This is a genomic window from Microcoleus sp. MON2_D5 (genome assembly GCF_036701905.1).
Classification (GTDB): domain Bacteria; phylum Cyanobacteriota; class Cyanobacteriia; order Cyanobacteriales; family Microcoleaceae; genus Microcoleus.
The window spans coordinates 1-14,524 of sequence record NZ_JAUBRM010000119.1 but is presented as its reverse complement, the minus strand read 5'-3'; the positions used below and the strand labels follow the sequence as shown (position 1 = coordinate 14,524).

The window sequence follows — 14,524 nt, the reverse complement described above, 5'->3', positions numbered from 1 at the left end:
TTCGTGCTAAACTTTTCACTCCCTTTTTTACTACTAAACCAATCGGAAAAGGTACAGGCATGGGATTGTCAATCAGCAAAAAAATTCTGCTAGAAAAACACTGCGCTCAATTGGATTGTATTTCTACGCCAGAGCAGGGAACGCAGTTTATTATTGAGATGCCGACTATCTGTATAGGACCCCATCTCGCGGTAGCTATGGCCTAGAAAGCTCATCTGGCAATTCATCATATAGCGGTTTTCAGTTGCATGAGAACCGGGTAATTGCTAATTGCTAAGTAATCAGAATTCTGACAGACTTTTTTGGCGCCTATCCCCACCCCTGAAGGGGTGGTGATAGGCACTGCGGATGAAAGGCCCATTCTTCTAACTTAATTGTGTTGGTTTTTAATATATTTTTTAACAATCTCTTCCGAGCCTTTACCAACTGTGCCGTAAAAATACAGCAAATTCCATGTATGTGTAGTACACTGAATTCAGTAGATAAGCGGCTCAAATAACACTTTATTCGATCGAGTTTCGTAAAAAAATAGTTAAAGCCTATGAACCCGGTGATACATCAATTAGAACGCTGCTGAATTGTTGAGCGCGTAAATACAAGATTAACACATCCTGATAGCTCGTTTGACAGGAAAAACTTTTTGTTATTCTACATCACGCAACAAGTTGCTCAGACATTCCCTTCGATTATTAATTCACTATCTAAAGTTTGCTCATCTTCCGATCCCATATCAAAATCAAAGAAATTATTTGGCTCTTATGCGATCGCCGGCGTTGCTTAGTGATACCCTAATTCAGCAACGCCTTTTTTTTAATACCATCTGCTCAACGATCTTCGCTTCGCTGCAAATGCCGCCCAACTTCCTGATGACATACGTGCCAAAAATACAGGGCTAAATTCAGAAGAGCTAATAATTTAGTGCCATCTTCTAACATCGCGTGTACTCCTTGACTTTGCAAGTTTAACATATCCTCAAACCGGGAGATAGCGAACAAGAGAAATGCTGCGACTAATGGCAGGTAAGGAGTGGTTTTCATGTATCGCCAAAACTTAACTCCGTAAAGGAAAACAGCACTACCATAACACAAATAAATTAATTTCTTAGATATTCCCAACCGAGAAATAATCAAAGTCATCCGAAACCTGTCATCCAGGAAAAAGACTCCGAGTAGTAAAGCACTAAAAAATAAGAAGATTGCCGCTCGACTGCGCGGATTTTTCTGGCGCAGCACCCCGAAAGTAAATGCACAAATTGCGACGGGAATGCACCAGAGGACTTCGGAAACTCCGGTTAGAATGCCTTCGTAAGGGAACCAGAAATTAAAAGGATCGCTAAACAGGCGTTCAACTCCGTCTCCCTGGTTGTTGAGTTTTGCGTATACGCTCAGCCCGCCCAAAATCAGAACAGTCAGAATGTTAAAAGCCGCTAAAAACCGTACACGAAAAAAGTGTTTTTTGAAAACTTCTAAAGAATTTGACAACTTGGGAATTTGAGCGAATAAATGCAGATGCTTCATAAAAAATGTCTCTAATCAATAGGGATCGTTACTTATTCACGGGTAGCCAAACCACAAATGTAGTGCCACGCTCCGTTGGATATAATAAATTAGTTTCTGCTGAGGGCAGCCATTCAGGATTGACTGGGGAAAATACTTCTATTTCTCCTTGCATTTGACGGACTAAATCCCGGGCGATCGCCAAACCCAATCCTGTCCCAGGAATTTCGGTCTGCGCTTTTTCTCCCCGGTAGTGCCGCTCAAATAAATGCTCTAAATCCTGGGGGGGAATGCCGGAACCAGTGTCGCTGACTGCAACTGCTATGGCAGGCAGTTGGCTGTATCCTGCCCGATCGCCATCCGCTGCTTTGTACCTTACTTTAATATAAATTTGGCGGCCGGCAGGGGTATATTTCAAAGCATTGTCAATTAAATTGCTCAAAACTTCGCGCAAAGCTCGATCGTTCGCCCAGACTGGTGGCAAATCCGCCGGAATGTCGGCTACCAATTTCAGATTCCTTTCAGATGCCATCGCTTCGGCGGAAATTAACAGCGGTTTTAAGACTTCTGCCACAAAACAGGATTCCTGCAAATTGGCAGCAGGTGACAGCGAGAGAGGAGAATGCCGGATTGATTCCACATTGGAGATTGCTTTTTCTGAAGTACCCGATCGCAGTTTTAGATGTGCTTCGCCGGTGTCAACGGTTCGATCGAACTGGCCGAGCAACTCTTGCAGCCGATCGCTCTCTCGGACAATACTAAAAGCCACATTGCGGTTTTTGTCTTCCGGTACCAGCCGCCGCGTTAACAGCTTGCCAAAAGTTCGCAACGCTGTCAGCGGACTTTTGAACTGGTGCAGCAAATTGTGCATCGTGTCGTAAACCTGAGCCTGGATTTGCCGACTCGTACCCAATTCCTGCTGCATCCACTGCGATCGCTGGTCTAAAATGCAGGCTAGGGCTAAGGTGCGAGCAATTTGTTGTATCTGAGCCTCCTCTCGCTCGTTCCAAGGCCTGTCTTGCCGACCGCTGACTAGAAGTCCCATTACAGCTCCCTCGTGTATCAGAGGCGTCACAATTTGCCTGCGCTGCTGCCACACATTCTCCGGGCCTTGACACTGATGGGAACTGCGCTCCTCACCCGGAAGTCGCTCGGGTGCGATCGCCTCTACCGTTGATTCTTTTGCCACAAGAGGCGGCGCCAGCAGTCGCGGTACCGGTTTGACTGTCGAGCTTTCGGAAGATTGCAACCTCAACCCCTGATTTTCTTCCGATTCGGCTGAGGTTTCTGGGTAAACCGCGATCGGCACCAACTTTGCTTCGCTGCCTTCTACCAACTCTTGTGTCAGGTATACCGCGCTGAATTTCGCTCCCAAACTAACGGCGATGGCCACCTGCGAGCGGCAAAGTTTGACAAATTCGGAACTGGCTGGCATTAACATGAGCGCCACATTAAGATATCTAACGGAATTCTAAGTAAATTACAAACGAGCGGCTACCGATTACTGATGAGAGACTTTTAGATTTCAGGTTTCTTTCCTTTGATAGAAGCCAGCTATGTTGAAGGCATGGGGCTTTCATGAACCCAAATTGCCCCGCATCCGGGTTTGCGTAGTTTCCACCGATCCCCAAGCTTGGCTCTTGCCGGAAGTTGCGGCCCACCATACCACAACCGCTACACTTTTGTCGATCGGCAGGAATGTTAAGATTATGTCGATATATTAAAAACAGTTGAATTTTTGAGCTAGAACGGATATACTGGCCTCGGATTTGGTAGCTATCATTACAACCTGTCTGCTCATACTGTCTGCTCACAGAGGAGGTAAAGAAATTGGCCAGGAGACGCAAACGCAAGAGTCGCCGCCGACAAGAAGGACGCAGAATTTTAGAGTGTGTGCCTCAATATAGCATCGAGAGCGGCGAAGATAAACCCGTAACAGCGGCTCGCAAGTTCATCCATGCAGAAGGCATTGCTCCCCCAGCTTTGCTGTTAGTCAAGCGTAACGAGCATACCACTGACAGATACTTCTGGGCTGAAAAAGGTTTATTTGGAGCCCAATACGTAGAAGAGAACCATTTCTTGTTTCCCAGCTTAAAGGTGATGTTGGAAGCTACCACAGAAAAAATTCCTGTGGTGTCAGCCAGCCGCGCATAGCTCAAAATGTTTAGCTCAAAACATTGACAGCAATGTTTTTCTAAGTCTTTTAACAAAAGCGCGAGAGTTCTCATTGTCTGGAGAGTGCCAACTGAAATTTATGCGAAAAGTCCTTAGCAATTAGGGTATAAGGAGCCATCGCAAAAGGCTCGCTCGCAGCCCAAGGGCGATCGCCACAATTGGCACTTTCACGATAATGGTTTTTTTTTGACTGTTTGGTCGATCGAACAAGTAGATCAAAAAAACAGCCAACGAGAGAGCCGCTCTTGAGTCATCCGTTTGTCAGCTCGAAGTCTAACTACGGCATCTAGCATATCAAAAAACGTTCCGCGTCAAACTTTTAATCGAGCGGTTTCAAATCTAAAGCTTTTTGCATGGCTGCTAGTTCATCGCGGTGAGCTCTGACAGTAACAAAGCTCTTGGTTTGGCTTCCAGACTCAGCAACTGATTCGAGTTTGAGGGAGACTTGCTCAGAGCGTCCAGCTTTTTTCCAGTAAAATACCCCCGCCAGCGGGGACAGCAGTACCAAAGCTAGGAAAATTTGACCCTGTTGGGGAACTAGCATTCCCAAAACCAGTCCCAAGCACAGAGCGCCGCCTGCACTCAGCAGAGTTAGAAAAATAGCTAGAAACCAACTCGGGCGCACAAAACCCTCAAACGTGACTTTATAGTTGGGGGCATCGACGGCTGCAACTCGGTAAGCTCTATCGGCAAAATACTGTTGTAAGTCGGCTAACAGTAACTCTTGGGCGCTCTCGGAAGCCAGCTTGACTTGTTCGATTCGATCTTTGACTGAAGCCTTGATGAAGAAAAACAAGCCAACAGCCAGCAGTAGCGTTAGCACAAATGTTGAAGGAAGAACAGCAGTATCCATCGGTAGAAGTTTGTGTAATTGAAATTCTCTACTATTACTTTACAGAACTTGACATACGAAAGCGATCGAGGACTTACGCAGACACTTTGTTATCAAAATTCGCAGAAAGCTTTGTAGCAAGGGGTTTTGCTCTCCATCACCCAATTCCCATATCTCCCCATCGTCGCTAATTCTCAAGTGACAATGCGTAAGTCCTGACGTAGTGTAGCTGCTTTAATAGCTGTGCCGCGGGCGATCGAGCAAAGCGAAGGCAATCGGGCAAATCGCTTTGCAAGTAGCGCCAGCTTCTCTTGGGTTTAGGCATCCGATTCAAACTCGGTTAACCCGTCTGACCAGTTTCTAAGGCGCGGGAACGACGATCTGACGCGCCGTTTCCCTGACCGATGTACTCATGCCAGAGACGAGCTAGGTCTTGAGCTTGGTGCCGCCACTCAGGGAGGATTTGATACATCCGGCGGGGGCGGCCGCGTCCTTCTACTTTTTTCCAGTAACCGGTGATTACGCCTTCATCTTCGAGGAATTTCAAAGCGCTGTAAAGAACGGTATCAGAAAGTCGGTAGATGGGGAATTCCCTCTCTAGTTGGCCAATCAGTTCTGTACCGTAGGAATCTCCGCGCAATAACACGGAGAGAATGTAGCACACAGCTAATTCCTTGTTTAGATAAACAGGAGGGGGGTCTTGAAAAAATTGATAGATATGTTCAAACTTCATCTGTCTTGTCCGCTGGAAACTCTCGTGATACCGTCAGGTTAACGGGAGAGGAAAGCGGGGCGGGAGATGCCGCTTCCTAAGGATTAAGTGGACATCGGGGAAACAGAGGTGCAGTATTTCCCCAGTGAATGTTGATGGCCCCAAAGGCTTGTCCTGCACTTCGGTAATGTTTGCCTGCCCCTTTGTTGAGGAGCACTGCCGTAACTAGCGCAATTTTTTCCTCTTCCAATCTATCGCAGCGACTCTTGTCAAGTGTGCGATCGCCTGCCTGAGTTGGCAGTTACTTTGGAAGTTAGTGTTTTAACTGAATTTGCCGTTGATATTTGCGCTTTAGCTTGGCTTCAAACCGAACTCAGGCCTAACATGGCGCGCAGTGTAAAAGTTAGAAAGACAAAAGTCGCTACAATCGAACTAATCAGGGCGATCGCAGTTGCCGGTCGATCGAGCAGGGGTTTGAGTCGCTCGAACAGGAAAAAGAAAATTCCCAGACATATCGTGATGAAAAAGCGCGGGTAACGAGAGACGTTATTAATAAAATCTTGCATGAGCTTGGTGGGGTAAAGTGTCACAGCACCATCTTTGACTGGTAACACTTGTGAGCGAGTTAGACAATTTTGGCACAGCCGAAGCTAAATCTGCCGATCGGGCGATCGGGCATTTTTGCCGCCGAGGCTGACATATATAATTCTAACGAAAACTTTTCGCCGATGGCTCCGGTACTGTCTGTTTAATGCCACGCGACCTCCGGTAAGAACTTCAGAAGTATTTCTATTGAGTTCTAGTTGTGATAAATATTATAGGGCCGTTATTTCTAGATAAATGTCTGCTGCCGCAACTTCTTTCGTCTTGCCACGTCCCTTTCTGAAATGGGCCGGAGGCAAAACTAGGTTGATTGGACAATATCAACCTTATTTTCCTGAAAAGTTCACAACTTACTACGAGCCTTTTTTGGGTGGCGGAGCTGTATTTTTTTACTTAGCACAGCAGCACCCTGGTTTGCAAGCTGTTTTAACAGATATTAATCCTGAGTTGATTAATGCTTATCGCTGTGTCAGGGATAAAGTTGAGGAACTGATTCTACTTTTAGAGGAGCATCAGTTAGAACATACCAAGGACAATAAAGATTATTATTACTGGGTGCGAGCGCGCTCCTACAAAACAGATACAGAAAAAGCAGCACGCCTGATTTACCTAAATAAAACTTGTTACAACGGCCTCTACAGAGAAAACTCAAAAGGTGAATTTAATGTTCCCATAGGTCGATACAAAAATCCTAACATTTGTCAAGCTGATTTACTGCGCTCGGTCTCATCTTTACTCGCGCCCGCTCAAATAGAAGTCAGAAAATTCGAGGAAATTTTGGATTTTGCTACAAGCAGCGAAGACTTTGTTTATTTTGACCCGCCTTATTATCCAATCAGTGCTACCAGTAACTTCACGACCTACAGCCGCGATAATTTCAAAGAATCGGAACAGCTTAAACTGAGAGATATTTTTGCAGAACTTGCAGAACGGGGCGTGAAAGTTATGCTGTCTAATTCTAACTGCGATTTTATTGAAAAAATCTACAGCGATACTCAAATTTTTCCAAATAACTCTCTACCAAAACTCATTGAAATATCAGCCTCAAGGGGAATTAATTCTAATAGTCTTAAACGCGGAAAAATCCAGGAATTATTAATACGTTCATTTTAAATTTTACTTAAGTAAAGTCTCTAATTAAGCATATTTTGCATGAGCAATACGTGGTTGCCACACTCGGCAAAGTTTTGTAATTCCTGTTACAGATATTTGTTAGCCCAGGTAATAAAACCTTCGAGCTTGTGAACTGCCAACAGATTTGGATTCTCAGGAATTTGTTTTTTAAACCAGTCGATCGAACCTTGCCTCATACCGTCACCACCCACTATAACAATAGTTGGCACCGGATAACAATTTTTAATATTTAAATTGAGGTAAGGATACTTCTCGTCTACTGAACCTTTGTCTTCTTGCCACTTGCATTCAACAATTAGACCCCGAGGAAACAAACCGGAACCCACAATATAAAAATCGACATTTATTTCAGTTTCATAAATGCTAGACCCGATATAAACCTGTTTAGCATATCGCTTGGGATTTTCAGTAGAGATTAAGAGCCAATCTCGCTTGCGCTTTTTCGGCAACTGGGGGCATATTTCGAGATATCCGTGGCCTCTCAACGTACCTTCTACAGTTGTTTCTAAAACAAAACCAGTTTTATTGGCTCTAAAACCCCTATTCATTTTGTTTGCTCCTGAATATAATCTGAATTAAGCCGATCGCACTTGAATCACCCCTCGGTCGAAAACCCGTTTGTCAGTACCTATAGAACTGACAAACATCCGGTCATCATAGACATCAAACGTCGCAAAACTCAGGCGGCTAGCAGAATACTCCGTCCACTCAGAACGCCCCACGGGACGAGTGCCAGCGCCAGCCCCGCAAATTAAATAAGTCGTACCGTTAATTGAGCGAGTGCGTTCGTAACTGTGTTCGTGTCCGTTGATATAAAGCTGCACGCCGTACTTTTGAAACAAAGGCGCCAAACTCTTAATAAAAGATTGATTCGATCCGTAGACGCCAGAGGAATAAATCGGGTGGTGACCGAACACAACTTTCCAAGGTGCGGTGCTCTGACTCAACTCTTTTTCCAGCCAAGCAAGCTGATTTTCCCAGTCAGCATTGTGATTGGTATCTAAAGCAAAAAACTGTACCGGATCGCGGCGAAAAGTATAGTAGCGACCTTGCATATTAAAACCAGCATATTTAACTTGCTGGTCGCCGTTACCAGTGCGGATGTCGTGATTTCCCAGACAAGCATAAAATTTTACGTTTTGCTGCAATAACGGCCCATAAGGCTTCTCGAAAACAGCATTAATTTTTTCAAATTCGCCGTTATTGTAGATATTGTCGCCGGCGAGAACAGCAACATTAAAAGGGTTTTCCCGGTGATATTGCGCCATCGCCTCAGCCACAGCATACTGACCTTCAGCGCCGGTACCGGTGTCGGCCACCGAAATAAAGCGTAAAATAGGCGGTGAGGCCGGCAATGGGACGCTCGCCCTTTCTGCTTCAACGTTAGAAGGCACAGCAGCCTTGGCGTCTGTACCCCAGGCAGTCCGAAGCTGAAACATTTTCCAGACTCCGGCCAAACCTAAGCTGCTGAGACTGCCTAAAATTAGAAAGTGACGGCGTTTGATGCTCATTTTGATTCAGTTACAACTAATGAAATGATAAATTAAGGTTGAGATGGCTCAACTAAAATTTATCGCTTTTAGATATATTTGCAACGCCCCAAGGCAGAGAAAATGTCCGAAGAACAACTAAACCAGTCAATTCCAGAACCCTCTCAATCTCCGACACCGCAGGTTGATTCGGCTGCAAAGTCTGCCCCCACTGGCAGCAAAACTCAAAATGCCAGCAGCGCGGTTCCCAAAAATCAGAGAATCAAAGCTTTGATTGCGTCGATTGGGAATTTGGGAAAAAAAGGCAAAAAATTACCAACCGAACCCCCGTTGCAGCTCCAAAAGCCGATCGCGCCCACTGCTTCTGACTCAGCAACAGTAACTCCTCCCGCTGTTGCTGCGGAAGTTAACAGCGTGCCACCAAAAGTTGCTGTAAAATTTGATAAAAAGCCTGTATCCCAACGCAGGGAAGGGAGCTTTTTAGAGAACGCCGGTGTACTTTGGCAAAGTATTGTGCGGTTAGTGCGATCGCTACTGCCACCATCTACGAACCAGAAGCTGTCCGATCCAATTTTAAACGCCGCCATAGCAGCAATTCTGATCGTTGTAGTCGGTTTAACTTTCAATAGTTTCTCGGCAAAACCGCCGGAGAAACTAGCAAAAGTGCCTCTCGCAGCAGCGCCGCAATCGCCGCCAACCTTTGACGATTTTGTGGGGCCGGGAACGCCGAAATCCCCAGAGGCGATCGTAGCGTCTGAGCCAATCTCTGCTAAATTCAAAAGCAAGTTGCCCGATTTAGTGGCTCCGGAAAAACCGCAACCAGTAGAAATTATCCCACCGCCACCGCTGACGCCCGAACAGTCTCTGATTGCTGCGATTCAAAATCAAGTTACTGACATTAAGAATCGACTGGGCGGCAGTTTAGTTGAGTCTGTTCAAGCTAATTTTTCCAGCAGCATTTTGACAGTAAAAGTCGCTGAAGATTGGTACAAACTCAGCGAAGTTGAGCAAAATCAACTAGCAACGAAGATGTGGAAGGAGGCTAACTCACTCGATTTCAGCAAGTTAGAAATTGCGAATATGCAAGGCAAGTTAATAGCTAGAAGTCCGGTTGTTGGTTCGGAAATGATTATTTTAGATAGAGGGATTAATTAGAATTTAAAGAGTCTGTATCTGTACACCATCTTACCAGCCTTACAGTCCAGGACGCAGAACCTAATTATGTAGCGTGTTCCCTGCGTACCTTACGGCTGTTGATTTGTTTGAGAAATATCGAACTTTTCCCACCTCCGACAGAAGGCTAGCATTAAATCATATGATGTCAGCGGTCACGACCACAATTAAATAGGTTTGTAGTGAGGACTTCAGTCCTCATAAAACTACTAGGAATGAAGTTCTCACTAGAAACCTTAGAACGCTTATTTACCCTACATTAAATTAATTAACTTTGAGGAAAATTGAAAAATGACAATTTTAACTCAAGTCGAACAAGTAGAAATTGAATATCCCAGCAGCGACGGAAACCCGAGGGCTGAAAGCGGCATCACGCGCGATTACATGACTTACAGTGTAGAAGCTGTCAAGCTTTACTTCCAAGAACGTTCTAATTTTTACCTGTGAGCTAATTCTTTCATTTATTATGGACAAGAGAACAACCAAGCGGTTGTTGCTCCGGATATTTATGTGGTGTTTGGATTTGCCAACCACAAAAGGGATAATTATAAAGTTTGGGAAGAAGGCGGACTTCCTCCAGATTTTGTGTTATAAATTACTTCGGCAGCAACTCAGACGAAAGACCAAGAAAGTAAACCGGAAATTTATGGGTCTTGGGGAGTTAGGGAATATTTTCAGTACAATCCGTCGGCCGATTATCTGAATTCGATTTTACAGGAAGTAGGTTTGATAACAATCAGTACGAGCCGATTGCAGCCAACAAGATCGCTTTCGATACGCTGTGGTTGTTCAGTGAAGTGCTGGGACTGGAATTGCATATAATTTCAGGAGAATTGAGGTTTAGAGTTCCTGAAACGGGTGAGTTTTTGAAGACTCACAAGGAAGAAAACCTGGGACGACTGGCGGCGGAGTCAACATTGCGCCAGCTCGTAACTCAACTTTTAAATTCTGGAATGAGTCTGGAACAGGTAGCGCAAATGATGAATTTATCGACCGTGGAAGTGAGACGAGTGGTAGGGGAAAATTTTTGATCGATCGCACTTTTCCCAGATATCAAGGATAGTGCGATCGAAGTATGGGACAAAAAGAGAACAGTCAACAGTCAACAGTCAACAATTAACTAATGACTATAGAGGCTTATTAGTAGGTTTAAAACCCTGCTTTTGAAAATAGGTTCTAAATACCTCGTGAGCAATTGGTGCCGCCGCTACAGCACCATATCCGCCGCCTTCAACTATAACTGCGATCGCAACTTCAGGTTTGTCAGCAGGAGCAAAACCCACATACATAGAATTGTCAGGATGACCGGGCATTTCCACCGTTCCAGTTTTGCCCGCACTTAAAGGAATAGTACCATCATTCAAGCCGCGGCCTGTACCTTTTTTCACCACCTCAATCAATCCTTGTTTAATGACATTTAAAGTTGCCGGCTTAATACCTGTTGAAATTTTTTGAGTAACAGGCGTATTGGTTTGAGAAGCCAACAAATGTGGCTGCACTCGCCAACCACCGTTGGCAATAGTTGACACCATCACTGCCAATTCTAGGGGAGTACAAAGTACCAAACCTTGACCGATCGCCATTGTTACCGTATCGCCCACATACCAATCTTCCCCATACATTTTCTGTTTCTCTGCTGGGATCGGAACTTGACCGTGATTGGCGGATTCCAACCCCAAAAGTTCTAAATTAATAGTACCGCCAATGCCCATTTTCTTAGCCCATTTCGCCATTTCTTCCGGCCCGGCTTCCATGCCTACTTGATAGAAAAACGTATTGCTGCTGTAGGCCAAAGCATCGCGGAAACCGATCGTGCCGTAACCGGCGCCGTGTTCGTTAAAGGAAATTCCGCCGATGTTAATTGAAGAAGAACTTACCAAAGTAGAGTCAGGAGAAAACTTGCCCGACTCCATGCCGGCTACAGCAGTGACAATTTTAAAAGTGCTACCGACTGGATAACCTTGAACTGCTCGATTTAAAAAGGGTTTTTCTGGCCCTTGCAGCCGATCCCATTCTTTTTGAGTTACCTTGCGGGTGAAAATATTGGGATCAAATGTCGGCCAACTAGCCATTGTTAAAAGAGCGCCGGTTTTCACGTCGATCGCCACAACTGCACCCAGGCGCTCGCCCAAAGCTTTTTCCGCAGTTTTCTGCATATCTAAATCTAAAGTTAGCTGCACCGGTTTGCCGGGAATAGGCTCTTTTACACCTAAATCTTGGATTTCCTCGCCCTTAGCATTCACCTCGATTAAACGGTTTCCCCAAACGCCCTCTAAAGTTGAATTGGCTAATTTTTCAACTCCCATTTGACCGACGAGCATCCCCATCGGATATGCAGGATTAGCTTTTAATTGCTCTAAACTAGCTTCGCCGACGTATCCCAAAAGGTGAGCTGCTAATTGCTGGTGGGGATTGTCTCGGCTCGATTCTACGCGAATTTCAACTCCCCGCAAAGCATTAGTTTGTTCTCCCAAAGCGACGAAAGTACCGACATCGATATCTTTACTAATTCGCACTGGTAGGGCTGATTTGTAGCCAACGGCATCGATTTTTTTGATAATTTCGGCCGCGGGAAGTTTGACGATCGGGTCCAGTGTAGCGGCGATCTCTTGCCACTCCTGGGCCGATCGCTCTTTTGGCCACACATAGACCGATCGAGATACGCGGTTGGCCGCAAAAATCTGGCCGCTGCGGTCTAAAATTTGACCGCGAGTCGCTGGGACTGAAACAGGGCGAATGCGGTTATTTTCCGCCCGCTGTCGGTTGTAGGCTCCCTGTACCAGTTGCAGTTCGGCTAGACGAAATATTGGTAGCGTCACCAAGGTAGTGACGAACAGCATAAAAATCATAACTTGGAGCGAGCGGCTGCGTTGCCGTGCAGGATTGTCCAAGCCATTTTTGTCTAATCGGATTTTAGAGTTAAAAGAAAAATCGCCAGCCATATTAATTAATCTGCTCTTTTTATTCAACTAACAGGTTGATACGGTTCCCATCCGGATGATTTGGCAGATGATACAGGGATTATAACTTCTAACTCTTTAGTAACAGACATAAATTCTGTCGATTGGCAGACGAATCAGCCGGATTGTGTGATTAGCGTAGATGTTAAATATCAGGTTTTTGTGACAATTCAACTGTTAAGGAGGTAAGAGCGCTGTGGAACCGATCGATTTTTTGATTGCTTGGCTCGTGACGGGCAGCAGCTTGCTGCTAATTTCTCAACTGCCGATCGGCGTAGAAATTGACAGCACACCGAAAGCAGTAATTTCCGCGGCGGTTTTGGGAATTTTGAATGTTTTAATTTTGCCAATTCTGAAAGCAGTTTTTTTCGTGCCGAACCTACTAACGCTGGGATTGCTTTCCGGCCTGTTTGCTTTTGTAATGAATGTGATTGTTTTTGCCTCGGCTGCGAAGTTAGTTGAAGGATTTAGCTTGCGGATGGGTCTTTGGAGCGCGGTACTGGGGGCGATCGCCTTGGCTGTAGTTAGCAGCTTTATCAACGGCGCACTAATTTAGCAACTCCCCCTGAAAAAGGGCGATTGAAATCCCTCGATTTTTCCCACCCTTGCCTTGCGCGTTTCGTTTGTCTAGAACCGATTTCAATCGCCGAATATTTCTTCTCCCTTCTCCCTTCTTCCTTGTCCCCTCTTCCCTCTTCCCTCTTCCCTCTTCCCTCTTCCTTCTTCCCTCTTCCTTCTTAGTTCCCAATTGCCGACTTATAGGCTCTCACCTTAAGATCGATCCCAGTAATATCTGTCCCCACAACAACAGCCACCGCTCCTAAATCCAAGGCTTTTTTAGCGATTTCCGGCCCCGATATCCCGCCTTCGCAGATAACGGGAACCTTAAGCTTTTCTACCATTTCCGCAAGCAAATCAAATCCCGGCGGCGAAAAATTTTCCGTTTGGGCAGTATAGCCAAAAAGAGTAGTTGCTACAGTATCTGCACCCGCTTCGGTTGCCGCGATCGCAGCTTCTATTGTATCTACATCTGCCATCACTAATTTGCCCAATTCACTGTGAATTCGGTCGATTAATGTCTTTAAGTCTTCGCCACCAGCAGGACGGTTTCTCAGAGTAGCATCCACGGCAATAATATCAGCTCCCGAAGCCGCGATCGCCCGCGCGTCTTCAAACCGAGGAGTAATGTAAATCTCGCATCCCGGCAATTGCTGCTTCCAAATCCCAATTATGGGAGCGGATATCTGTTTTCGCACCGCTGCAATGTGAGCCGGAGTGTCAATCCGCACGCCCGAGGCACCTCGATTGATGGCGGTTCGAGCCATTGCCGCAATTACGATCGGATCGTGCAGCGGCGAATCAGCAGGTGCTTGACAAGAAACAATTAATCCTGTAGGAATTTGATAATTAATCATGGGGAATGGGGAATGGGGAATGGGGAATGGGGATGGGGCATCGGGCATCGGGCATCGGGTTTTTTTTGTAATTTATTCCCTGTGCCCTATTGAACTCAAATAAGCGTTAAGTTTTGGTAGTAGTTTATCGACAATTGGTTTAAATTTGCTTACTTCTTCGCTGGTGATAAGTTGTCTAGCATAGGCTAATCTTAACCAGTTTACTGTTTCGTACAAAGAGCCTCTTGCAATTTTTACAAAACGCCGATTATCTTGGTCATTATAACGACCTCTTCCTTCAGCAATATTAGCACAGACACTATCCGCAGACCGAACTATCTGTTTGCCCATCGTATCTTTTGTGAAGTAATCCCATTTTTTAACAATCTCCCAAATCTGATTCGCCCAACTTTCCGCCAACTTATAAACCTCTAATTCCTCAAAATCAGGTCTTCCCATAATTACGTCAAAAACTAATTATATAGCAATTCCATTTGAGATGTAAATATGAATTTCTATGGTAAAATAGGAAAGTTTGATAATAAATGAAAGGGG

The 14,524-nt window shown here is 45.3% G+C and carries 19 protein-coding genes; 8 read left to right on the top strand and 11 right to left on the bottom strand.

The features are described 5' to 3' along the window. Window positions 1-206: HAMP domain-containing sensor histidine kinase (locus tag QUA47_RS27600; protein ID WP_333433120.1), on the top strand; the 206-nt coding region annotated here is incomplete at its 5' end. A gap of 164 nt (window positions 207-370) precedes the next feature. Here QUA47_RS27600 and QUA47_RS31100 read toward each other — a convergent pair. The 3 genes from QUA47_RS31100 to QUA47_RS27585 form a co-directional block, all read right to left on the bottom strand. Beyond that, window positions 371-475 carry a transposase gene (locus tag QUA47_RS31100; protein WP_445302552.1) on the bottom strand — a complete coding sequence of 35 codons (105 nt, stop codon included), beginning with the start codon at window positions 473-475 and terminating at the stop codon, window positions 371-373. Window positions 476-824: 349 nt separating this feature from the next. Next, window positions 825-1,517: a hypothetical protein gene (locus QUA47_RS27590; RefSeq protein WP_333433119.1), complete on the bottom strand. Its 693-nt coding sequence runs from the start codon at window positions 1,515-1,517 to the stop codon at window positions 825-827. A 28-nt stretch (window positions 1,518-1,545) separates the two neighbouring features. After that, entirely contained in the window at window positions 1,546-2,931 is a 1,386-nt protein-coding gene (locus tag QUA47_RS27585; protein WP_333433118.1) for an ATP-binding protein, read from the bottom strand. A gap of 121 nt (window positions 2,932-3,052) precedes the next feature. Here QUA47_RS27585 and QUA47_RS27580 point away from each other — a divergent pair, with 121 nt between their 5' ends. Continuing rightward, on the top strand, window positions 3,053-3,220 hold the full coding sequence (locus QUA47_RS27580; protein WP_333433117.1) for a hypothetical protein: 168 nt from the start codon (window positions 3,053-3,055) through the stop codon (window positions 3,218-3,220). A gap of 106 nt (window positions 3,221-3,326) precedes the next feature. Continuing rightward, window positions 3,327-3,650, top strand: a complete 324-nt coding sequence (locus tag QUA47_RS27575; protein ID WP_006635576.1) for a DUF3155 domain-containing protein — start codon at window positions 3,327-3,329, stop codon at window positions 3,648-3,650. A gap of 340 nt (window positions 3,651-3,990) precedes the next feature. Here the strand turns inward: QUA47_RS27575 and QUA47_RS27570 are convergent, their stop codons facing one another. The 3 genes from QUA47_RS27570 to QUA47_RS27560 form a co-directional block, all read right to left on the bottom strand. Continuing rightward, a complete protein-coding gene (locus QUA47_RS27570; protein WP_190734228.1) occupies window positions 3,991-4,524 on the bottom strand; it encodes a cofactor assembly of complex C subunit B in 534 nt (177 codons plus the stop codon). A 319-nt stretch (window positions 4,525-4,843) separates the two neighbouring features. Next, the gene (locus tag QUA47_RS27565) at window positions 4,844-5,236 is read right to left on the bottom strand and encodes a PadR family transcriptional regulator (RefSeq protein WP_190657761.1); all 393 of its coding nucleotides are present in this window, start codon (window positions 5,234-5,236) and stop codon (window positions 4,844-4,846) included. A 341-nt stretch (window positions 5,237-5,577) separates the two neighbouring features. After that, window positions 5,578-5,781 (bottom strand): DUF751 family protein, encoded by a 204-nt coding sequence (locus QUA47_RS27560; protein ID WP_190657763.1) that lies wholly within the window; start codon window positions 5,779-5,781, stop codon window positions 5,578-5,580. Between the two features lie 274 nt (window positions 5,782-6,055). Between QUA47_RS27560 and QUA47_RS27555 the strand changes: the two genes are divergently transcribed. Beyond that, window positions 6,056-6,931: a DNA adenine methylase gene (locus QUA47_RS27555; RefSeq protein WP_333433116.1), complete on the top strand. Its 876-nt coding sequence runs from the start codon at window positions 6,056-6,058 to the stop codon at window positions 6,929-6,931. Window positions 6,932-7,017: 86 nt separating this feature from the next. On the opposite strand, the gene QUA47_RS27550 is transcribed toward QUA47_RS27555, so the two are convergent. Together QUA47_RS27550 and QUA47_RS27545 are read right to left on the bottom strand one after the other, a co-directional pair. Then, window positions 7,018-7,500, bottom strand: a complete 483-nt coding sequence (locus QUA47_RS27550; protein ID WP_333433115.1) for a PD-(D/E)XK nuclease superfamily protein — start codon at window positions 7,498-7,500, stop codon at window positions 7,018-7,020. Window positions 7,501-7,527: 27 nt separating this feature from the next. Next, window positions 7,528-8,463, bottom strand: a complete 936-nt coding sequence (locus QUA47_RS27545; protein WP_333221162.1) for a metallophosphoesterase — start codon at window positions 8,461-8,463, stop codon at window positions 7,528-7,530. 102 nt (window positions 8,464-8,565) lie between these two features. Here QUA47_RS27545 and QUA47_RS27540 point away from each other — a divergent pair, with 102 nt between their 5' ends. The 3 genes from QUA47_RS27540 to QUA47_RS27530 all read left to right on the top strand — a co-directional run bounded on the left by QUA47_RS27540 (window position 8,566) and on the right by QUA47_RS27530 (window position 10,646). Beyond that, a complete protein-coding gene (locus QUA47_RS27540; protein WP_333433114.1) occupies window positions 8,566-9,597 on the top strand; it encodes a hypothetical protein in 1,032 nt (343 codons plus the stop codon). Between the two features lie 309 nt (window positions 9,598-9,906). After that, a complete protein-coding gene (locus QUA47_RS27535; RefSeq protein ID WP_333282244.1) occupies window positions 9,907-10,062 on the top strand; it encodes a hypothetical protein in 156 nt (51 codons plus the stop codon). A 419-nt stretch (window positions 10,063-10,481) separates the two neighbouring features. Next, the gene (locus QUA47_RS27530; RefSeq protein ID WP_333433113.1) at window positions 10,482-10,646 is read left to right on the top strand and encodes a hypothetical protein; all 165 of its coding nucleotides are present in this window, start codon (window positions 10,482-10,484) and stop codon (window positions 10,644-10,646) included. Window positions 10,647-10,742: 96 nt separating this feature from the next. On the opposite strand, the gene mrdA is transcribed toward QUA47_RS27530, so the two are convergent. After that, the gene (gene mrdA / locus QUA47_RS27525; RefSeq protein ID WP_333433112.1) at window positions 10,743-12,557 is read right to left on the bottom strand and encodes a penicillin-binding protein 2; all 1,815 of its coding nucleotides are present in this window, start codon (window positions 12,555-12,557) and stop codon (window positions 10,743-10,745) included. 214 nt (window positions 12,558-12,771) lie between these two features. Here mrdA and QUA47_RS27520 point away from each other — a divergent pair, with 214 nt between their 5' ends. Beyond that, entirely contained in the window at window positions 12,772-13,131 is a 360-nt protein-coding gene (locus QUA47_RS27520; RefSeq protein WP_190734240.1) for a phage holin family protein, read from the top strand. 181 nt (window positions 13,132-13,312) lie between these two features. Here the strand turns inward: QUA47_RS27520 and QUA47_RS27515 are convergent, their stop codons facing one another. Both QUA47_RS27515 and QUA47_RS27510 read right to left on the bottom strand, forming a co-directional pair. After that, window positions 13,313-13,990: an N-acetylmannosamine-6-phosphate 2-epimerase gene (locus QUA47_RS27515; RefSeq protein WP_333433111.1), complete on the bottom strand. Its 678-nt coding sequence runs from the start codon at window positions 13,988-13,990 to the stop codon at window positions 13,313-13,315. A gap of 72 nt (window positions 13,991-14,062) precedes the next feature. Further along, window positions 14,063-14,428: a four helix bundle protein gene (locus QUA47_RS27510; protein WP_333433110.1), complete on the bottom strand. Its 366-nt coding sequence runs from the start codon at window positions 14,426-14,428 to the stop codon at window positions 14,063-14,065. Window positions 14,429-14,524 lie beyond the last annotated feature (96 nt).